This window comes from Streptomyces sp. NPDC059224, from assembly GCF_042754285.1.
GTDB lineage: Bacteria > Actinomycetota > Actinomycetes > Streptomycetales > Streptomycetaceae > Streptomyces.
Genome location: NZ_JBHZAN010000028.1, coordinates 34,896 through 53,416, shown reverse-complemented (window position 1 = coordinate 53,416; position 18,521 = coordinate 34,896). Strand labels below are relative to the sequence as shown.

The window sequence follows — 18,521 nt, the reverse complement described above, 5'->3', positions numbered from 1 at the left end:
TAGTGTGTCGTGACTGGGCCGTGTTGTTTCGCGCCGTGTCGAAGGAGACCGATGGTGGGAGCCGTGCAGGATGCGGGAGTCGTCGTCACCGGGGCGGGAGGCGGCATCGGTGCCGCCCTTGCCCGGAGATTCGCCGCCGAGGGTGCCCGCGTCGTCGTGAACGACCTGGACGCCGGGAAGGCGGGCGCCGTCGCCGAGGAGATCGGCGGGATCGCCGTGCCGGGGGACGCGTCCGGCGTCGCCGCCGCCCGGGACGCGCTCGGCGGGCGCGTGGACGTCTTCTGCGCCAACGCCGGGCTCGGCTCCGGCGGGTCCGAGGCGGCCGACGCGGCCGTGTGGGCCTCGGCCTGGGACGTCAACGTCATGGCCCATGTGCGGGCCGCCCAGGAACTGCTGCCCGCATGGCTGGAGCGGGGCAGCGGCCGGTTCGTGTCCACCGTGTCCGCCGCCGGGCTGCTCACCATGATCGGGGCCGCGCCGTACAGCGTGACCAAGCACGCCGCCTACGCCTTCGCCGAGTGGCTGTCGCTGACCTACCGGCACCGCGGACTCAAGGTGCACGCGATCTGCCCGCAGGGCGTCCGCACCGACATGCTCGCCGCCACCGGCAGCGCGGGCGACCTGGTGCTCCAGCCGACCGCGATCGAACCGGACGCCGTCGCCGACGCGCTGTTCGAGGGCATGGCCGAGGACCGGTTCCTGATCCTGCCGCATCCGGAGGCCGCAGGGTACTACCGGGCGCGGGCCGCCGACCCGGACACCTGGCTGACGAGCATGAACCACATCCAGCAGAAGTGGGAGGCCACCCGGTGACCCAGTCGCGGACCGAGTCCCTCTACGCCACCCGGCCCTGGGTGGCGCTCCTCGACGAGGCCCAGCGCGGCCCCGTCGATCCTCCCGCCTCGATGGTGCACGCCCTGCGCACCGCCGCCGCCGAGGCGCCCGACCGTACCTTCCTCGCCTACTTCGACGCCCGGCTCGGCTTCCGCGAGGTCGACGAGCTGACCGACTCCGTCGCCGCGCACCTCGCCGAGCGCGGCCTGGAGCGCGGGGACCGGGTCGCCGTGATCCTGCAGAACTCCCCGCACTTCGTGATCGCGCTGCTCGGCGCCTGGAAGGCGGGCGCGACCGTCGTACCCGTCAACCCCATGTACAAGTCGGGGGAGGTCTCCCACGTCCTGCGGGACGGCGAGGTGGCCGCGCTGGTCTGCTCGCAGCGGGCCTGGGAGTCGTACCTGCGCGACACGGCCGCCGACTCGCCGGTGCGGATCGTGCTGACGGCCAGCGAGCTGGACTTCCAGACGCGCGACGACGCGCGCGTGCTGGCCTTCGAGCGGCTGCCGCAGGCCGCCGACGCCGAGGACCTGGTGGCGGTCGCGCGCCGGGGTGGCAAGGCACCCCAGGGGCGCGACCCGGTACCGTCCGACATCGCGCTGATCAGCTACACCTCGGGGACGAGCGGTACCCCCAAGGGCGCCACCAACCTGCACGGCAACATCATGTACAACGCCGAGCGGCAGAAGACCGGGCTCGGGCTGCCCGACGCGCCGGTCTACTACGCCCTCGCGCCGCTCTTCCACATCACCGGCATGGTCTGCCAGCTCGGCGCCTGTCTGAACAGCGCGGGCACGCTGGTGCTGACGTACCGCTTCGAACCGGGCCTGGTCCTCGAGGCGTTCACCGAGCACCGGCCGCACTACACGGTCGGCCCCTCCACCGCCTTCATGGCCCTGGCCGCCCACCCGGACGTCACCCCGGAGCACTTCGCCTCCTTCGTGAACATCTCCTCCGGCGGCGCGCCCCTGCCGCCGGCCCTGGTCGAGAAGTTCCGTGCCGGGTACGGGCCGTACATCAGGAACGGCTACGGGCTCACCGAGTGCACCGCGCCCTGCGCGTCCGTGCCGCCGGTCCTGGAGGCGCCCGTGGACCCGGTCTCCGGGACCCTGGCGGTCGGGGTGCCCGGTCCCGACACCATCGTCCGCATCGTCGACGAGGCGGGCGACGAGGTGCCCTTCGGCGAGCAGGGCGAGATCCTCGTGCGCGGGCCGCAGGTCGTGCCCGGGTACTGGCGGCGGCCCGAGGCCACCGCCGAGACCTTCCCGGACGGCGAGCTGCGCACCGGCGACATCGGCTTCATGGACCCGCAGGGCTGGCTGTACGTCGTCGACCGCAAGAAGGACATGATCAACGCGTCCGGCTTCAAGGTCTGGCCGCGCGAGGTCGAGGACGTGCTGTACACCCATCCGGCGGTGCGCGAGGCGGCCGTGGTCGGGGTGCCCGACGGCTACCGCGGGGAGACCGTCAAGGCGTACATCAGTCTTCGCCCCGGCGCTGCAACCGATCCGGACGATCTGGCCCTCTATTGCAAGGAAAGACTGGCCGCCTACAAATATCCGCGGCTGGTGGAGATCCTGCCCGATCTGCCGAAGACCGCAAGTGGGAAGATCCTCCGACGGGAACTTCGTTCCCGGCCGCAACAGGGTTAGCAGACATACCAGAGAGGCAGGTGGCGGCAGTGGCCAGGACGACGGACGGCGACGGAGCTCCTGTTCCGCAGCGGCTCCTGGCCGCCGCCACCCGGCTCTTCGCGGAGCAGGGTTACGATCGCACCTCCGTGCAGGAGATCGTGGAGGCGGCCGGCGTCACCAAGGGAGCGCTGTACCACTACTTCGGCTCCAAGGACGACCTGCTGCACGAGGTGTACGCGCGCGTGCTGCGGGTGCAGCAGGAGCGCCTGGACGCCTTCGCGAACGCGGACGAGCCGATCGAGAAGCGGCTGCGGGGGGCCGCCGCCGACGTCGTCGTGACGACGATCGAGAACCTCGACGACGCGTCGATCTTCTTCCGGTCCATGCACCATCTGAGCCCGGAGAAGAACAAGCAGGTGCGCGCCGAGCGCCGGCGCTACCACGAACGCTTCCGTGCGCTGATCGAGGAGGGCCAGCGGGAGGGCGTCTTCTCCGCCGCGACCCCGGCCGACCTGGTCGTGGACTACCACTTCGGCTCCATCCACCACCTGTCGACCTGGTACCGGCCGGACGGCCCCATGACCCCGCAGGAGGTCGCCGACCAGCTGGCCGACCTGCTGCTGCGAGCGCTGCGCCCCTGACCGGCAGGGTCCGAAGGACCTGGGCACATGCATCCGGCCATGTGTGTGTCTAGGCTGAGACGGCTGAATTCCTCCACGAGTCGACTCGGGGGGAAGGAGACCGAGCGCGATGGCGAAAGTACTTTTCATCGTCAGCGGAGCGACCTACTGGGTGCTCAAGGACGGCACCAGGTACGCGACCGGTTACTGGGCCGAAGAGTTCGCGATGCCCTACAAGAAGCTCACGGAATCCGGCCACGAGGTCGTGGTCGGCACCCCCGGCGGCGTGGTCCCGAACGTCGACATGATGAGCCTGCGTCCGTCGATGGCCGGAGGTGAGGAGATGGCCCTCGAACTGGAGGCGATCATCCGCTCCGCCGAGGTGATGCGGCGGCCCCTCCAGCTCTCGGACGTCCGCCTGGAGGACTACGACGCGGTGTACCTGCCCGGCGGCCACGGCCCCATGGCGGACCTGGCGTTCGACGCCGACGTGGGCCGCCTGCTCACCGCACAGCTCGCCTCCGGCAGGCCGCTCGCGATCGTCTGCCACGCCCCCGCCTCCATCCTCGCCACCAGGATCCACGGCAGGTCGCCCTTCGAGGGATACCGCATCACCTGCTTCACCGACGAGGAGGAGGAAGCCGTCGGCCTGGCCTCGCGGGCACCGTGGCTGCTGGAGACGGAACTGAAGGAGAAGGTCGGCATCGACTTCAGCCGCGGCCCGATGTGGGAGCCCTACATGGTCGAGGACCGCAACCTCGTCACCGGTCAGAACCCCCATTCGGCGGCGATCCTGGCCGATCACCTCCTCCAGATCCTCAAGTAGGCGATGTGGCCGGCCGGCCGGACGGGCCGAGGCGGACGGCGGGAGGCCGGTGCGGGCGTCCCTGACGCCCGCACCGGCCCGGGCCGCGCGTCGTCTACATGTACTTCATCAGCTCCCGGCGGGCCAGCGAGCGCTGGTGCACCTCGTCCGGGCCGTCGGCGATCATCAGTGTGCGGGCCCCGGCGTACAGGTCGGCCAGCGGGAAGTCCTGGCTGACGCCGCCCGCGCCGTGCAGCTGGATCGCGCGGTCGATGATGCCGACGACCGCCCGCGGAGTGGCGATCTTGATGGACTGGATCTCGGTGTGGGCGCCCCGGTTGCCGACGGTGTCCATCAGCCAGGCGGTCTTCAGGACCAGCAGCCGCAGCTGTTCGACGGTCACCCGGGCGTCCGCGATCCAGTTGTGGACCACGCCCTGCCGCGCCAGCTCCTTGCCGAAGGCGGTACGGGACACGGCCCGCCGACACATCAGCTCGATCGCCCGCTCGGCCATGCCGATCAGCCGCATGCAGTGGTGGATCCGGCCGGGGCCGAGCCGGGCCTGGGCGATGGCGAAGCCGCCGCCCTCCTCGCCGACCAGGTTCGACACCGGCACGCGCGCGTGGTCGAAGACCACCTCGGCGTGGCCGCCGTGCGCGTGGTCCTCGTAACCGAAGACCTGCATCGCCCGCTTCACGGTGACACCCGGGGTGTCGCGCGGGACCAGGACCATGGACTGCTGGCGCCGGATGTCGGCGCCGTCCGGGTCGGTCTTGCCCATCACGATGAAGATCTTGCAGTCCGGGTTCATCGCCCCGGAGATGTACCACTTGCGGCCGGTGATGACGTAGTCGTCGCCGTCCCGCTCGATGTGCGTGGTGATGTTGGTGGCGTCGGAGGAGGCCACCTCCGGCTCGGTCATGGCGAACGCGGAGCGGATCTCACCGGCGAGGAGCGGCTCCAGCCACTGCTTCTTCTGCGCGTCGTCGGCGAACTGGGCCAGCACCTCCATGTTGCCGGTGTCCGGGGCCGCGCAGTTCAGCGCGGTGGGCGCCAGGTGCGGGGAGCGGCCGGTGATCTCGGCGAGGGGTGCGTACTGGAGGTTGGTGAGGCCGGCGCCGTGTTCGGCGTCGGGGAGGAAGAGGTTCCACAGGCCCTGCCTGCGCGCCTCCGCCTTCAGCTCCCCGACCACGGCCGGGGTGTCCCACGGTGAGGCGAGCGCCGCCCGCTGCTCCTCGGCGACCGCCTCGGCCGGGTAGACGTACTCGTCCATGAAGGCGAGCAGCTTGGCGCGCAGCTCCTCGGTGCGCGCGTCGAACGCGAATTCCATGGCCGGTCAGCCTTCCTGGAGTGTGGTCAGTCCGTGGTCGATGAAGACGGGGACGAGTTCGCCGATGCGGTCGAAGCCCTGTCCCAGCGTCTGGCCCTGTGTGTACCGGTAGTGGATGCCCTCCAGGATCACGGCGAGCTTGAACCAGGCGAACGCCGTGTACCAGGAGATGTGCGAGACGTCCCGCCCCGAGCGGGCCGCGTAGCGCTCGACCAGCTCTCGCGGGTCCGGGTGGCCGGGGGCCTCGGCGGTCGTCGACACCGGGGAGTCGGGCGTGCCCAGTGGCAGGCTGTACATGACCAGCAGGCCCAGGTCGGTCAGCGGGTCGCCGAGCGTGGACATCTCCCAGTCGAGGATCGCCTTGATCTGGTCGTCGTCGCCGATCAGGACGTTGTCGAGCCGGTAGTCGCCGTGGACCACGGTGGGCGCGGCGGAGCCGGGCAGCCGGCGGCCCAGGGTGGCGTGCAGCTCGTCGATGCCGGCCAGCTCACGGTTGCGGGAGGCGTCCAGCTGCTTGCCCCAGCGGCGCAGTTGCCGGTCCAGGAAGCCCTCCGGCCGCCCGAAGTCGGCGAGGCCGACCTCCTCGGGGTCCACCGCGTGCAGCTCGACGAGGGTGTCGACGAGGGACAGCACGGCGTTGCGGGTGCGTTCGGGGCCGAGCGGGACCAGTTGCTCGGCTGTGCGGTACGGGGTGCCCGCCACGAACTCCATCACGTAGAACGGCGCGCCCAGGACCTCCGTGTCCTCGCACAGCAGCACCGGCCGCGGCACTGGCACCTCGGTCGGGTACAGCGCGCTGATCACCCGGTGCTCGCGCTTCATGTCGTGCGCGGTGGCCAGGACATGGCCCAGCGGCGGCCGCCGTACGACCCACTTCGAGGTGGGGTCGGAGACCGCGTAGGTGAGGTTCGACCGCCCGCCCTCGATCAGCCTTCCGGTCAGCGGACCTGTCACCAGGCCGGGGCGCTCGCGGTCGAGCAGTCCGCGCAGCCGGTCGAGATCCAGTCCGGGCGGGTGATCGGGGCTCATGCATCGCTCCTACGAACGAGTGAACAGGACCCCACTCATGATGCCGACCAGTCGGTATGTCGTCCAGCGGGTGAGCCAAACGTGACCGGGACCACCTTACGGTCCGGCCGTGACGTGACGGCTCCCCGCGCACGCGGAGCGGGGAGCCGCCGTCAGGACCGGGTCCGACTCAGTGGTCGTCCCAGTGGCCGTTGTGCTCGGCGTGCCGGTGGCCGTCGTGCAGGTAGTCGATGTGGTCGCCGTGCAGGACGCCGGTGTGACCGCAGCCGTTGCCGTGCCGGTGGTCGTGGGCGTCGTGGGTGATGTGGCCGTCGGGCTCGCACTCGTCCCAGTGGCCGCCGTGCTCGCGGTGCAGATGCCCGTTGTGCGCGTAGTCGACGTGGTCGCCGTGCGGTACCTGGTCGTGTCCGCAGTCCGGTCCGTGGCTGTGGCCGTGTGCGGTGTGTTCCTGGTGAAGGGTGGTGGTCATGGTGTTCGCCTTCAGCGGTACGGGTTCGGGAGGGTGGCGTGCTGCCGACGGACAGGCTGCCACGCGAAACGCACATATGCGGGCATCCCGGTTGCGTGGCGTCCGAGTACCCCGGAGGGTCGGTTGCATGAAGGGCATCAGTTACAGCCGGTACGGCGGACCCGATGTGCTGGAGTACGGCGAGGTCAAGGACCCGAAGGTCGGCCCCGACTCGGTCCTGGTGAAGGTCCGGGCGGTGTCCGTCAACCCGGTCGACTGGAAATGCCGTGAGGGCGATCTGCACGGCGTCATGGACACCGTCTTCCCGGTGATCCCCGGGTGGGACGTCTGCGGCGTGGTCGTCCAGCCGGGCCCGGCCGTCCCCGAGTTCGCGGTCGGCGACGAGGTGATCGGCTACGTCCGCGAGGACTTCCTCTCCCGGGGCACCTTCGCCGAGTACGTCGCTGCCCCGGTGCGCACCCTGGCCCGCAAGCCGCGCAACCTCTCCTTCGAGGAGGCCGCGGGGCTGCCGCTGGCCGGGCTCACCGCCTACCAGGTGCTGGTCCACGCCCTGGAGGTCAAACGCGGCGAGACGGTCCTGGTGCACGCCGCGGCCGGCGGGGTCGGTTCCCTCGCCGTCCAGATCGCGGCCCATCTCGGCGCCCGGGTCATCGGCACGGCGAGTGAGCGCAACCACGACTTCGTACGGGGTATCGGCGGCGAGCCGGTGACCTACGGTCCCGGCCTGGCCGAACGTGTCCGGGGGCTGGCACCGGAGGGGGTGGCCGCCGTCTTCGACACCGTCGGCGGGGAGGCGCTGGTCGTCTCGGCGAACCTGCTCGCCCCCGAGGGCCGGATGGCCTCGATCGCCGACCCGGACGTCGTCGACTTCGGGGGACGCTACTGCTGGGCGCGTCCCGACGCCGAGGACCTGACCCGGCTCGTCGCGCTCGCGGAACAGGGAGCGGTGAGCGTCCATGTCGCCGAGACGTTTCCGCTGAAGCGGACGGCCGACGCGCAGCGGCGCAGCCAGGAGGGACGGACCCGCGGCAAGCTGGTCGTCACGGTGGAGTGGCCGGAGGAGGAGGGCTAGGGCCTGACCGGCGGAGGAGGTCGCGGGAAGGCAGTGGCGCCTCGTCGGCGCCGGTGGGCGGGGTCCGGTGCGTCCGGCTGCCAGGGGAGGAGGGGTGCGACGCGGTGGGGCGCCTTCCGGCCCGAGGCCGGGGGCGTCGACGAGAGACGACAGCGCCGCTGGGTTCCTCCCTCTGGCGGGCGCGGACAGGCTCCGGGGCTGGGCCCTAGACGACCAGCGCGGCCGCGCAGAGCGCTACGGCGACCGTGCACACGACCGCCGCGGTCGCCTGCCGCGGCGCCAGTGCCGAGGGGCGGCCGGTGGCCGCGAGGGCGCGGATCCGGCGGTTGGCGACCAGGAGGAAACCCAGCCACAGGACGCAGCAGGCCGCGCAGGCGAGCACCCCGCCGGCCGAGGTGCCGCCGTGCAGGGCGGTCCTGGCGGCGAGGACCGCGGCGACGGTCGCCGACAGCGTCGTACGGCGCCAGGCCAGCCGGGTCCGTTCCGGCTGGAGTCCCGGGTCGCGGGGCGGCGTCGTCATCCCTCCCACCCGACGAGCACCACGACGACCATGGCGACGGCGACCACCGCCACGACCACGCCGAGCATGGCCGGGAACCGGGAGACCGGCAGGTCCTCACCGCGCCGCATGGCCAGCTCGCAGCGCATCCAGTGGTTCACGGCCCGCAGCGAGCAGAGCACGCCGGCGGCGAGGAGCGCGAGCGCGAGACCGACCCGCCAGGCCCAGCGGAGGTCGGGCAGGAACTGGTCCACCGCGAAACCGCCGCCGATCAGGGCCAGGGCGGTACGCAGCCAGGCCAGGAAGGTCCGCTCGTTGGCGAGGGAGAAGCGGTAGTCGGGGGTCGTTCCCTCTTCGCGCACCACTTCGGGGGCGAACCACAAGCGGACGTTCCGCGCGAATTCGATCACGTGCATGGACCCTACCGGGGTGGGACGGGGTCGTTCGGGTGCGGGTGGGTGTGGGGGGTGGGTGTGGATGAGGGCGCCCGCGTGGTTCCCCCAGTCCTCGGCCGGGGGGAGCCTCAGCGCTCCTTGCGGGCCCGCCACTCCCGCAGCCGCTCCCACGCCGCCAGGCCGTCCGGAACCCACTCCCACGCGCCGAGGCGGGCCGTCAGGTCCTCCTCCGTCAGGAAGTCGTGCCAGGCCACCTCCTCCACCTGCGGCCGTACCGGCAGCTCGCAGCGGACCTCGTACACCGCAGACCACCAGCTGTGGCCGCCGCCGTCGTCGTACCGGAACTTGAAGAGGTACGTGGGACGGGGCAGCCCGGACACGCCCAGTTCCTCCTCGGCCTCGCGCAGCGCTGCGTCGTCGTAGGACTCGCCCGCGCCGACCACGCCCCCGACGAACATGTCGTACAGGGAGGGAAAGACCAGCTTGGTCGCGGTGCGGCGGTGGACGAAGACACGGCCGGCGGCGTCGCGCGCCAGGATGAAGGCGCAGCGGTGCCGCAGGCCCCGGGCGTACGCCTCACCGCGGGGGGCCTGTCCGATCACCCGGTCGTGCTCGTCGACGATGTCGAGGATTTCGTCAGCAGGCTTCATGGCGCCATCCAAGCAGGCCGGCGGGGCGTGGCCTCAGCGCGGCTGGAGGTCCAGCGAGGGCTCCTTCGGTGCCGGACCGCGAGGCATCGCGGGATGCAGTCCGAGCAGCACGATGCCCGCCACGATCGCGGCGAGCCCGGCCGCCTCCCAGGCCAGCGCCCCGGTGTCGGTGCGCAGGCGGTCCCCGAGGAAGCCGACGCCGCACAGGATCCCGGCGAGCGGCTGGGCGGCGGTGAGCGCCGGCAGCGAGTTGCGCAGCTCCGCCGTCTCGAACGCGCTCTGGACGAGGACCAGCCCGCTGACCCCGAGCACCAGCACGCCGTACGGCTGCCAGCCGGTCACCACCTCGGTGATGCCGCCCTCGGAGAACCGGGTGCTGGTCACCCGGGTCAGGGCGTCCTGTACGCCGTACAGCAGCCCGGCGGCGAGGGCGAGCAGGGTGGGCCCGGCGCTGAGCCGGGACCGCTTGGCGCAGGTGGTGAGCACCAGGGCGAGGCCGACCACCACGCCGATGATCAGCCAGTGCCGCAGCGGGTTGGCGATGGCGTCGCCGCCGCGTGGCTGGCCCGCCAGGATGAACGCGGTCACCCCGCCCGCGAGCAGGCCGAGTCCGGCCCAGCCCTGGTGGCTCAGGGGATGCTTGGTCTGGTGGCGGGAGAGCGCCAGGGCGAAGAGCAGGTTCGTCGCCAGCAGCGGCTCGACCAGGGAGATCTCGCCCTTGCCGAGGGCGATCGCGCCGAGCACCATGCCGGTCACCATCAGGCCGATCCCGCCGAGCCAGCGCGGCACCCTCATCAGGTCGATCAGCAGCCGGAACGAGAGGAAGTCGCTGAGCGGGGCTTTCTGGGCGACGTTCTGCTGGAGCACGAACCCGAAGCCGAGGCAACAGGCCGCACTCACGGCGAGAATCAGAACCAGAACGGACACGCTGCGTACCTCGATCATGCGGCCGGGCTACGGGGTGCGTAGTGGCCGACTGTAGCGCTCGCGGATGGGTGATGCTCCGGGAGTACCCGGAACCGGGCGATTGACTCGGTCACGGGCCCGAGCCGGACACGGCGGGTGGATCAGGGCGGCGGCGGGACCGGTACGGCCATGGTCCGATGCCCGGGCGGCCTGTGCCATGGCGTACGCCACAGCCGGAACGCGGAGCCCCACGGCCACGGTACGCCCAACGGGCCCGGGCGCGCGTCAAGTTCCGTTGTGTTCCGGGTAGTTGAACGGGGTACCAGCCCCGTTCGGCTTGACGCAAAGTCTTGGCTGGGGGTTTGCTGTGCGTGATCGGCCGATGGCAGCCCGACAACCAGGAAGTTCCGCGGTGCCCCCAACCCCGCCCCTCTTAGGCCCAGGCCCGGCCGTCGCCGCAGGTCCCCGCGCGGCAGCGCCCCACGAGTGCGGACACTGTCCCGACGGCGCCCTCGGCGACGCCGAACTCATCTCCGCGCGAGCCGCGTTGGCCCAGGGCCGCTGGCAGGCCGCCCGCTCCCTGCTGCTCCACACGGGTGACGACTGGGACCGCAGGGGCCACCGGGCCACCGTCCTCGCCCGCGAGCCCTACGCCGTAGCCTGGGCCCGCGAGTGGCTGCTCGCCGAGCCGGGCTCCGCGGGCGCCGCCACCCTCTACGCCCTGACCCTGGTCCGGCGTGCGCTGCGCGGCAAGGAACCCCCCGACCGGGCCCGTCAGGCCTGCGCCGGCGCCGCCGAGCTCGCCCCCGCGGACCCCACTCCGTGGCTCGGCCGCCTGCTGCTCGCCCGCCGGCTCGGCACCGAAGGCGAGACGCGCCGCATGTTCCACGAGGTGTGCGACCGCCACCGTGAGCACCACCACGCCCACCACCTGATGGCCGCCCGGATCGCGGAGACCGAGGACGAGGGGGCGTACGGACTGCGCGCCTTCGCGGAACGCTCGGCCGCCGCGGCCCCGGCCGACTCCCCGCTCGCCGTCCTCCCCGTCGTCGCGTACGCAGAGCGGCACCGGGTGCTCGCCGCCACCGGCCGGGCGCCCGCCGACCCGGCCGAGGCCGGCCACTGGGCCGAGCCGGCCGCCCGGCGAGCCCTGAGCGCGGCCTTCGACTGGTGGCTGGAGTGGGGGATCGAGGAGCACCCGCGCCGCCATGTCGACCTCAACCACCTCGCCCACGCCACCTGGGGCGCCGGCCGGTACGCCGAGGCCGCGGCCCTGTTCCAGCGCATCGGCCGGCATGCCACCCCGGCACCCTGGTGCTACCCGGACCGCGACCCGTGCGAGGCGTTCCGGGCGGCCCGGGAGCGCGCGCTCGGCGGCTGAGGCGAAGCGGCTGACCCGAAGCGGTCGATGAGAAGAGGTTGATGAGAAGAGGTTGTGGATTTCTTACGGCGGCCGGATTTCCTGGCCGGGCCCGCCCCGCGGGTGTTCGAATGAGTACGTGAACTCTGAACGACCCGAGGAGGGTCGGCCGATCGGCCGACGGGTGTTCCTCGGCACCGTGGGCCTGGGCGCCCTCGGTGTCGTGACCGCGCCGGTACTGCAACGCGTCACCGAGTCGGTCCTCGGTACCTTCTCCGGCAAGGACCCCACCGGCCTGACCGGGCTGCTCCCGAACGGCGGCGGCTTCCGCTACTACTCGGTGACCGGGTCGGTGCCGAACAGGACCGCGGCCGACTACCAGCTGAAGATCGACGGCCTGGTCGACACACCACGCACCTACAGCCTGGCCGACCTGCGCGCGCTGCCGCAGACCCGGCTGGTCAAGGACGTCCAGTGCGTGACCGGGTGGCGGGTGCCGGACACCCCGTTCGAGGGGGTGCGCCTGTCGCACCTGCTGGAGCTGGCCGGCGTGCGCGACGACGCGAAGGCGATCCGCTTCACCTGCTTCGACGGCGCGTACTCCGAGAGCCTCACCCTCGACCAGGCGCGCCGGCCGGACATCCTTGTCGCGCTGCGCATGCAGGACAAGGCCATCGGCCACGACCACGGCGGCCCGGTCCGCCTCTACGTCGCCCCCATGTACTTCTACAAATCGGCCAAATGGCTCTCCGGCATCACGGTGACCGACAAGGTGCAGCCGGGCTACTGGGAGCACCTCGGCTACGACGTCGACGCCTGGGTCGGCCGCTCGAACGGACGCGACGATGAGCCTACGAGCTGAGGCACCGGCCGCCACGGACCGGCTGCACCGCTTCACCCCGGCCGAGCGCTGGATCCACCGCACGACGGCGGCGCTGATGGGCATCTGCGTCCTGACGGCGGCCTGCCTCTACATCCCGCAACTGGCGGTCCTGGTCGGGCGCCGTGAACTGGTCGTCCGCATCCACGAGTGCGCGGGCCTGGCCCTGCCCGTCCCGGTCCTGCTCGGCCTCGCCTCCCGCGCCTTCCGCAGGGACCTCGGCTTCCTGAACCGCTTCGGCCCGCACGACCGGCTCTGGCTGCGGGCCGCCCTGAGCCGCGACAAGCGCCCGTCCTCCCGCCCGGCGGGCAAGTTCAACGCCGGCCAGAAGATCTACGCGAACTGGATCGCCGGCGCGACGCTGGTGATGCTCGCCACCGGCCTGCTGATGTGGTTCACCCACCTCACCCCGCTGATGTGGCGCACCTCGGCCACCTTCGTCCACGACTGGCTGGCCCTGACGGTCGGCGTGGTCCTGGCCGGCCACATCGGCATGGCCCTGGCCGACCCGGAGGCCAGGCAGGGTCTGCGCACCGGGAAGGTGAGCAAGGAGTGGGCCAAGCGCGAACATCCGCTGTGGCGGCCGTAGTACCGGACCGGCCGGGCGGCCTCAGCCCTCGAAGTCGAGCAGCACCTTGCACGACCGCCCCCGGTCGGCGGCGAGCGCGACCGCCCCCTCGGCCCCCCGCACCGGCACCACCGCGCTGATCAGCTCGTCGAACACCGGCTCCCGCGCCAGCAGTGCCAGGGCCTCGTCGAACCCCCCGTCGAAGCGGAACGCGCCCCACAGCTCGATCTCCCGGGTCACCACCAGGTTCCCGGCGAACGGCGACGGCCCCGGCGGCAGCATGCCCAGCCGGACGACGACACCCCCGCGCCGCACCAGCCGCAGGCAGGTGTCGAGCCCCGCCACCACCCCCGCCGCCTCGACGGCCGCGTCCACCTCGGCCGGCCACCCCGTGCCGGCGCCGGCGCCGGCCGCGTGCCGCAACGCGTTCGGCAGCAGGTCGGTCGCCGTGACCCGGGCCGCCCCGGCAGCCCGCAGTGCCGCCACCACCAGGCAGCCGTTCGGTCCCGCCCCGGTCACCGGCATCCCGTCCGTTGAGGACCACCGTGCAGCCGGCCCCGGGCCCGGCGTGAGGCCGATGCCCCGGCTGGACCCGGTGACCGGGGCGGTCCGGCCGGCGATGTCGAAGAGGGAGGAGCCGTCATCGTCGTAGCCCCTGGATGCTGCCTAGATGATGAGGGAGAGGAGGAGGACCAGGCCGCCCGCGACCACCGAGATGATCGTCTCCATGATCGACCAGGTCTTCACGGTCTGCCCGACGCTCAGCCCGAAGTACTCCTTGACCAGCCAGAAACCGGCGTCGTTGACATGGCTGAAGAAGAGCGAGCCGGCGCCGATGGCCAGCACCAGCAGGGCCGTGTGGGCCGTCGACATGTCCGCCGCCAGCGGAGCCACCAGGCCCGCCGCCGAGACGGTCGCCACCGTCGCCGAGCCCGTCGCCAGCCGGATCGCCACCGCGATCAGCCAGGCCAGCAGCAGTGCCGGGATCGACCAGTCCTTGGAGATCTCCAGGATCATCTGGCCGACACCGCAGTCGATCAGCGTCTGCTTGAAGCCGCCGCCGGCGCCGACGATGAGCAGGATGCCCGCGATGGGCATCAGGCCCTTCTCGACGGTCTGCTGGAGCCGTCCCTTGGAGAACCCGGCCGGGCGGCCCAGCGTGAAGAAGCCGACGATCACGGCCGCGAGCAGGGCGATCAGCGGGGAGCCGATGACGTCGAAGACACGCTGGACGGTGTGTGCCGGGTCGTCCACGACGATGTCCACCAGCGCCTTGGCCAGCATCAGCACGACCGGGAGCAGGATGGTGGCGAGGGTGGCACCGAAGCCGGGACGCCGCTCCAGTTCCTCCGAGGGGCGCTGCGGGAGCATCCGGTCGGGGGCCGGGACGTCCACCCAGCGGGCGGCGACCTTGGAGAACAGCGGACCGGCGACGATCACCGTGGGGATGGCGACCAGGACGCCGAGGGCCAGGGTCACGCCCAGGTTGGCGCCGACCGCGTCGATCGCGACCAGCGGGCCGGGGTGCGGCGGCACCAGGCCGTGCATCACGGACAGACCGGCCAGCGCCGGGATGCCGATGCGCATCAGGGAGTAGTTGCCGCGCTTGGCGACCATCAGCACCACCGGGATCAGCAGCACGATGCCGACCTCGAAGAACAGCGGCAGACCGATCACGGAGGCGATCAGCACCATCGCCCACGGCATGGACCGGCCGCCGGCCTTGGCGAGGATCGTGTCGACGATCTGGTCGGCACCGCCGGAGTCGGCCAGCAGCTTGCCCAGGATCGCCCCGAGCGCGATCAGGACACCCACGCCGGCGACGGTGGAGCCGAGGCCGGCGGTGAAGCTGGTGATGACCTTGTCCAGCGGCGCCCCGGCGAACGCGCCGAGCGCGAGCGAGCCGATGGTGAGCGCCAGGAAGGCGTGGAGCTTGAACTTGGTGATGAGCAGGACGATGACGGCGATGCCCGCAAGGACGGCGATGCCGAGCTGGGCATGTCCGGCCGAGGTGATGGGCGCGACGGTGTCCGCTGCCAGCATCTCGACGCTGAGTCTGGTCACGGGGGTTCCTTGCAGATACGGGGGAACGGGGGACAGGGGAGGGGGTTACTGCGGGGTGAGGTCGGGCAGCGCGTCCAGGGCCCGCACGGCCCGTGCGGTGATCTCCTCGGGGCTGCCGCCGACGTCCACGGCGACGCCCGCCTCGTCCGCCTCGAGCGGCTGGAGCGTGGCGAACTGGGAGTCCAGCAGCGCGGTCGGCATGAAGTGGCCCTGCCGGTGCGCCATCCGGTCCTCGATGAGCTTGCGGTCGCCGGTGAGGTGCACGAAGACGACGCCCGGGGCGGCGGCGCGGAGCCGGTCGCGGTACGACCGCTTCAGCGCGGAACTGCTGACCACTCCGCCCAGGCCCTCCCGCCCGTGCGCCCAGGAGCCGATGGCGTCCAGCCACGGCCACCGGTCGGCGTCCTCCAGCGCGTGTCCGGCCGACATCTTGGCGATGTTGGCCGCCGGGTGGAAGTCGTCGCCCTCGGCGTAGGGGACGCCGAGCCGGGCGGCGAGCAGAGGGCCGATGGTGGTCTTGCCGGTGCCGGCGACGCCCATCACGACGACGACGTGGGGGGTCCGCATCACTGCCTCGCTGTCTTCCTCGGGATTCCTCGACGAGAGACACCGGCGTACGACATCCGGTGTCGGCCTCACTGAAACCCATTAGGTACGACGAGTTCAAGAGTCTGTGACAAATAAGTCTGACTTTTTGGCTCCGTGATCCACTCGGTACGCTGAGTGCATGAGCACCATGGGCCGCGGGCTGCACGGCCGCGTACTTGACTCCCTCGGCCCCGCGATCACCGCCGGCGAGTACCCTCCGGGCAGCGTCCTGCGTACGGACGAGCTGGCCCAGCAGTTCGAGGTGTCGCGCTCGGTGATGCGCGAGGCGGTCCGGGTGCTGGAGTCCATGCACCTGGTCGAGTCCCGCCGCCGGGTCGGCGTGACGGTCCGCCCGAAGGCCGAGTGGAACGTCTACGACCCGCAGGTCATCCGCTGGCGGCTGGCCGGTGCCGACCGCCCCCACCAGCTGCGTTCGCTGACCGTGCTGCGTTCGGCGGTCGAACCGCTGGCCGCGCACCTGGCGGCGAAGAGCGCGACGGCCGAGCAGTGCGCCGAACTCACCGAGTGCGCGCTCGGCATGGTGGCCAACTCACGCGGCCACCGGCTCGAGCAGTACCTGATCCACGACGTGGCCTTCCACCGGGTGATCCTCACGGCGTCCGGCAACGAGATGTTCGCCCGGCTCGGCGACGTCGTGGCGGAGGTCCTCGCGGGCCGGACCCACCACGAGGTGATGTTCGAGGACCCCGACCCGGCCGCCGTCACCCTGCACGTCCAGGTGGCCGAGGCGGTCCGCGAGGGCGACGCGGCCCGCGCGGAACGGCTGACCCGCGAGATCACGGTAGGCGCCCTCCAGGAACTGGACGTCCTGGCACCCTAAGGGCTGTCCCGTAATCCCTGGTGGATCAGCGCGCGGCGTCAGATGCGGTGCATCGCAAGGCGGAGGGTCGTCCTCATACTGGGCGTGTTCGGGCGAGCCCGACAACGCTGCGAGGTGCCGTAGCTGTCGTCGTGTGCCCGCCGGGGATTACGGGACAGCCTTTAGGCGGCCGGGAAGTCACCGTCCACGTACACCCACGCCCCGTCGACCCTTTCGAAGCGGCTGCGTTCGTGCAGGGTGCCGCCCCTGAAGGAGGCGCGGAAGGTCACCGTGCCGGTGGTGTGGAAGGGCGTGCCGTCGGTCGTCGCCAGGATCTCCAGGCCCGTCCACCGCATTCCGGGATCCAGATCGAGCCGGCCCGGGCGGGTCCGGGGATGCCAGGTGCGCAGCAGGTACGGCTCGTCACGTCGGACGAAGGCGCTGTACCGCGAACGCATCAGGGCCTCGGCGGTGGGCGCCGCCGCCTCACCGCGATGGAACCGGCCGCAGCACCCCTCGTACGTCTCCGCCAGGCCGCACGGGCAGGTGGAGACGGCCTGCCGTCGGGGTCGTTTCGTCGCCACGGGTCCGCCCCTCTACGCCGACTCGGCGTTGGTGGGCGGCTGCACCGGGCGGGCCGGTACGGTCAGGGTGGGCAGCGCGGGCAGCGGAGCGCCGTGCACCCATGCGTCCAGGAGGGCGTCGAGCGGCTCGTCCGCGAACCGGTTGACGTGCGCGGTGAACAGCGCGGTCGTCACGGACCCGCCCCGGTGCAGCCCCGCCCACGCCCGCAGCATGTGGAAGAACCGCTCGTCGCCGAGGGCGCAGCGGATCGCGTGGACCGCGACCCCGCCGCGTTCGTAGAGCCGGTCGTCGAACATCGCCTTGCGGCCCGGGTTGGCGATCCGGATGTCCTGCGGCAGCCCGGACAGCAACCGGTGCGCGGCGGCCGCCAGTTGCTGCGCGCTGCGTCCGCCGGACCGCTCCGACCACAGCCACTCCGCGTACTTGGCGAGCCCCTCGTTCAGCCAGATGTGCCGCCAGTCGGCGATGGACACGCTGTTGCCGAACCACTGGTGGGCGAGTTCGTGCGCCACCAGCCGTTCCGAACCCCGGGCCCCGTCCACGTGGTTGACGCCGAACAGCGACAAGCCCTGTGCCTCGACGGGGACGTCGAACTCCTCGTCGGTGACGACGACGGCGTACTCCTCGAACGGGTAGGGCCCGAAGAGCCGTTGGAAGAGGTCCATCATCGCGGGCTGCCGGGCGAAGTCCCGTGAGAACTCCGGCAGCAGCTGCGCGGGTATGTGCCCGTGCATCGGGACCCCGCCGAACCCGGGATCCCCCAGCAGCACCGTCTCGAACTTGCCGATCGCGAGGCCCACCAGGTAACTCGAGGTCGGCGCCGCCTGCTCGTACACCCAGGTCGTCGTGGACGCCTTCGTGGTACGGGTGAGCAGCCGTCCGCCGGCCACCACCGAGTACGCGGACGGGCAGGTCACCGAGATCAGGTAGGACGCCTTGTCGGCCGGCCGGTCGTTGCACGGGAACCAGGAGGGCGCGCCGACCGGCTGGCTCGCCACCAGCGCGCCGTCCGTCAGCTCCTCCCAGCCGATCCCGCCCCAGGGGCTGTTCACCGGCTTGGGGTTGCCCGACCAGTGGATCTCCACGGTGAACGCGGCCCCGGCCCGCAGCGGCTTGGCCGGCTTCACCCGAAGCCTGCCTCCCCGGTGCGTCCAGTGCGGCTGGCGGCCGTCCACCCGGATCCGGCCGATCTTGAAGTCGGCCAGGTTCAGCTGGAACTCGGGCAGGGCCGCCCGGCCCGCGATGGCGTTGATCCGGACCGAGCCGGCCAGTCGGTTGGGGCCGGGCCGGTAGTCCAGCGTGAGCTCATAGCGATGCACCCGGTACCGGGGGTCGCCGTTGTCCGGGAAGTACGGGTCCGGACCCGCTGACTGCTGAACTGCCACTTCCGCGTTCGCTCCCTGCGCTGTGCTC

20 protein-coding genes and 1 pseudogene are annotated in these 18,521 nt (G+C 71.9%); 9 read left to right on the top strand and 12 right to left on the bottom strand.

Translation table 11 applies throughout. The features are described 5' to 3' along the window. The first annotated feature begins 51 nt into the window (after positions 1–51). The 4 genes from ACFXI4_RS29625 (at position 52) to ACFXI4_RS29610 (ending at position 3,914) form a co-directional block, all read left to right on the top strand. Entirely contained in the window at positions 52–813 is a 762-nt protein-coding gene (locus ACFXI4_RS29625; RefSeq protein WP_384996697.1) for an SDR family oxidoreductase, read from the top strand. Further along, entirely contained in the window at positions 810–2,486 is a 1,677-nt protein-coding gene (locus ACFXI4_RS29620; RefSeq protein ID WP_384996694.1) for a class I adenylate-forming enzyme family protein, read from the top strand. Before ACFXI4_RS29625 ends, ACFXI4_RS29620 begins: the two co-directional genes overlap by 4 nt. A gap of 29 nt (positions 2,487–2,515) precedes the next feature. Then, complete coding sequence (locus ACFXI4_RS29615) at positions 2,516–3,109, top strand: TetR/AcrR family transcriptional regulator (RefSeq protein ID WP_362729047.1); 594 nt, start codon at positions 2,516–2,518, stop codon at positions 3,107–3,109. A gap of 109 nt (positions 3,110–3,218) precedes the next feature. Next, a complete protein-coding gene (locus ACFXI4_RS29610) occupies positions 3,219–3,914 on the top strand; it encodes a type 1 glutamine amidotransferase domain-containing protein (protein WP_362729049.1) in 696 nt (231 codons plus the stop codon). 94 nt (positions 3,915–4,008) lie between these two features. Here the strand turns inward: ACFXI4_RS29610 and ACFXI4_RS29605 are convergent, their stop codons facing one another. From ACFXI4_RS29605 to ACFXI4_RS29595, 3 genes are all read right to left on the bottom strand, one after another. Then, complete coding sequence (locus ACFXI4_RS29605) at positions 4,009–5,223, bottom strand: acyl-CoA dehydrogenase family protein (RefSeq protein WP_384996691.1); 1,215 nt, start codon at positions 5,221–5,223, stop codon at positions 4,009–4,011. 6 nt (positions 5,224–5,229) lie between these two features. Beyond that, positions 5,230–6,252, bottom strand: a complete 1,023-nt coding sequence (locus ACFXI4_RS29600; protein WP_384996688.1) for a phosphotransferase family protein — start codon at positions 6,250–6,252, stop codon at positions 5,230–5,232. 169 nt (positions 6,253–6,421) lie between these two features. Then, a complete protein-coding gene (locus ACFXI4_RS29595) occupies positions 6,422–6,721 on the bottom strand; it encodes a hypothetical protein (RefSeq protein ID WP_362726282.1) in 300 nt (99 codons plus the stop codon). Between the two features lie 127 nt (positions 6,722–6,848). Here ACFXI4_RS29595 and ACFXI4_RS29590 point away from each other — a divergent pair, with 127 nt between their 5' ends. Next, positions 6,849–7,793 (top strand): NADP-dependent oxidoreductase, encoded by a 945-nt coding sequence (locus ACFXI4_RS29590; RefSeq protein ID WP_362726280.1) that lies wholly within the window; start codon positions 6,849–6,851, stop codon positions 7,791–7,793. Between the two features lie 205 nt (positions 7,794–7,998). On the opposite strand, the gene ACFXI4_RS29585 is transcribed toward ACFXI4_RS29590, so the two are convergent. From ACFXI4_RS29585 to ACFXI4_RS29570, 4 genes are all read right to left on the bottom strand, one after another. Next, positions 7,999–8,313 (bottom strand): DUF202 domain-containing protein, encoded by a 315-nt coding sequence (locus tag ACFXI4_RS29585; protein WP_384996686.1) that lies wholly within the window; start codon positions 8,311–8,313, stop codon positions 7,999–8,001. After that, on the bottom strand, positions 8,310–8,702 hold the full coding sequence (locus tag ACFXI4_RS29580; protein WP_362726291.1) for a DUF202 domain-containing protein: 393 nt from the start codon (positions 8,700–8,702) through the stop codon (positions 8,310–8,312). Before ACFXI4_RS29580 ends, ACFXI4_RS29585 begins: the two co-directional genes overlap by 4 nt. Before the next feature lie 113 nt (positions 8,703–8,815). After that, positions 8,816–9,337, bottom strand: coding sequence for an NUDIX hydrolase (locus tag ACFXI4_RS29575; protein ID WP_384996684.1), 522 nt, complete (start codon positions 9,335–9,337; stop codon positions 8,816–8,818). Between the two features lie 33 nt (positions 9,338–9,370). After that, positions 9,371–10,264, bottom strand: a complete 894-nt coding sequence (locus ACFXI4_RS29570; protein ID WP_384996682.1) for a DMT family transporter — start codon at positions 10,262–10,264, stop codon at positions 9,371–9,373. 391 nt (positions 10,265–10,655) lie between these two features. On the opposite strand from ACFXI4_RS29570, the gene ACFXI4_RS29565 reads away from it, so the two are divergent. The 3 genes from ACFXI4_RS29565 to ACFXI4_RS29555 all read left to right on the top strand — a co-directional run bounded on the left by ACFXI4_RS29565 (position 10,656) and on the right by ACFXI4_RS29555 (position 13,072). Further along, entirely contained in the window at positions 10,656–11,624 is a 969-nt protein-coding gene (locus ACFXI4_RS29565) for a hypothetical protein (protein ID WP_384996680.1), read from the top strand. 118 nt (positions 11,625–11,742) lie between these two features. Further along, the gene (locus tag ACFXI4_RS29560; protein WP_362723945.1) at positions 11,743–12,465 is read left to right on the top strand and encodes a molybdopterin-dependent oxidoreductase; all 723 of its coding nucleotides are present in this window, start codon (positions 11,743–11,745) and stop codon (positions 12,463–12,465) included. Beyond that, entirely contained in the window at positions 12,449–13,072 is a 624-nt protein-coding gene (locus ACFXI4_RS29555) for a cytochrome b/b6 domain-containing protein (protein ID WP_362723948.1), read from the top strand. The genes ACFXI4_RS29560 and ACFXI4_RS29555 overlap by 17 nt, the downstream gene beginning before the upstream one ends. A gap of 21 nt (positions 13,073–13,093) precedes the next feature. Here the strand turns inward: ACFXI4_RS29555 and ACFXI4_RS29550 are convergent. From ACFXI4_RS29550 to ACFXI4_RS29540, 3 genes and pseudogenes are all read right to left on the bottom strand, one after another. Then, a pseudogene (locus tag ACFXI4_RS29550) lies at positions 13,094–13,570 on the bottom strand (zinc-binding dehydrogenase); the annotation flags it as partial. Positions 13,571–13,717: 147 nt separating this feature from the next. After that, entirely contained in the window at positions 13,718–15,115 is a 1,398-nt protein-coding gene (locus ACFXI4_RS29545; RefSeq protein WP_384996677.1) for a gluconate:H+ symporter, read from the bottom strand. Positions 15,116–15,160: 45 nt separating this feature from the next. Beyond that, on the bottom strand, positions 15,161–15,682 hold the full coding sequence (locus tag ACFXI4_RS29540; RefSeq protein ID WP_384996674.1) for a gluconokinase: 522 nt from the start codon (positions 15,680–15,682) through the stop codon (positions 15,161–15,163). Between the two features lie 160 nt (positions 15,683–15,842). Here ACFXI4_RS29540 and ACFXI4_RS29535 point away from each other — a divergent pair, with 160 nt between their 5' ends. Continuing rightward, positions 15,843–16,544, top strand: coding sequence for an FCD domain-containing protein (locus tag ACFXI4_RS29535; RefSeq protein ID WP_362723955.1), 702 nt, complete (start codon positions 15,843–15,845; stop codon positions 16,542–16,544). 161 nt (positions 16,545–16,705) lie between these two features. Here ACFXI4_RS29535 and ACFXI4_RS29530 read toward each other — a convergent pair whose 3' ends face one another. Together ACFXI4_RS29530 and ACFXI4_RS29525 are read right to left on the bottom strand one after the other, a co-directional pair. Beyond that, on the bottom strand, positions 16,706–17,107 hold the full coding sequence (locus ACFXI4_RS29530) for a YchJ family protein (protein WP_384996671.1): 402 nt from the start codon (positions 17,105–17,107) through the stop codon (positions 16,706–16,708). Positions 17,108–17,119: 12 nt separating this feature from the next. Further along, positions 17,120–18,493, bottom strand: a complete 1,374-nt coding sequence (locus tag ACFXI4_RS29525) for a M1 family metallopeptidase (RefSeq protein WP_384996669.1) — start codon at positions 18,491–18,493, stop codon at positions 17,120–17,122. Between the last annotated feature and the right edge of the window lie 28 nt (positions 18,494–18,521).

Bases quoted from the DNA above. Each gene is read 5' to 3' on its own strand.
- ACFXI4_RS29555 (WP_362723948.1), top strand. From the start codon at position 12,449: ATGAGCCTACGAGCTGAGGCACCGGCCGCCACGGACCGGCTGCACCGC.
- ACFXI4_RS29535 (WP_362723955.1), top strand. From the start codon at position 15,843: ATGAGCACCATGGGCCGCGGGCTGCACGGCCGCGTACTTGACTCCCTC.
- ACFXI4_RS29610 (WP_362729049.1), top strand. From the start codon at position 3,219: ATGGCGAAAGTACTTTTCATCGTCAGCGGAGCGACCTACTGGGTGCTC.
- ACFXI4_RS29590 (WP_362726280.1), top strand. From the start codon at position 6,849: ATGAAGGGCATCAGTTACAGCCGGTACGGCGGACCCGATGTGCTGGAG.
- ACFXI4_RS29625 (WP_384996697.1), top strand. From the start codon at position 52: ATGGTGGGAGCCGTGCAGGATGCGGGAGTCGTCGTCACCGGGGCGGGA.
- ACFXI4_RS29595 (WP_362726282.1), bottom strand. From the start codon at position 6,721: ATGACCACCACCCTTCACCAGGAACACACCGCACACGGCCACAGCCAC.
- ACFXI4_RS29575 (WP_384996684.1), bottom strand. From the start codon at position 9,337: ATGAAGCCTGCTGACGAAATCCTCGACATCGTCGACGAGCACGACCGG.
- ACFXI4_RS29605 (WP_384996691.1), bottom strand. From the start codon at position 5,223: ATGGAATTCGCGTTCGACGCGCGCACCGAGGAGCTGCGCGCCAAGCTG.
- ACFXI4_RS29540 (WP_384996674.1), bottom strand. From the start codon at position 15,682: ATGCGGACCCCCCACGTCGTCGTCGTGATGGGCGTCGCCGGCACCGGC.
- ACFXI4_RS29585 (WP_384996686.1), bottom strand. From the start codon at position 8,313: ATGACGACGCCGCCCCGCGACCCGGGACTCCAGCCGGAACGGACCCGG.
- ACFXI4_RS29600 (WP_384996688.1), bottom strand. From the start codon at position 6,252: ATGAGCCCCGATCACCCGCCCGGACTGGATCTCGACCGGCTGCGCGGA.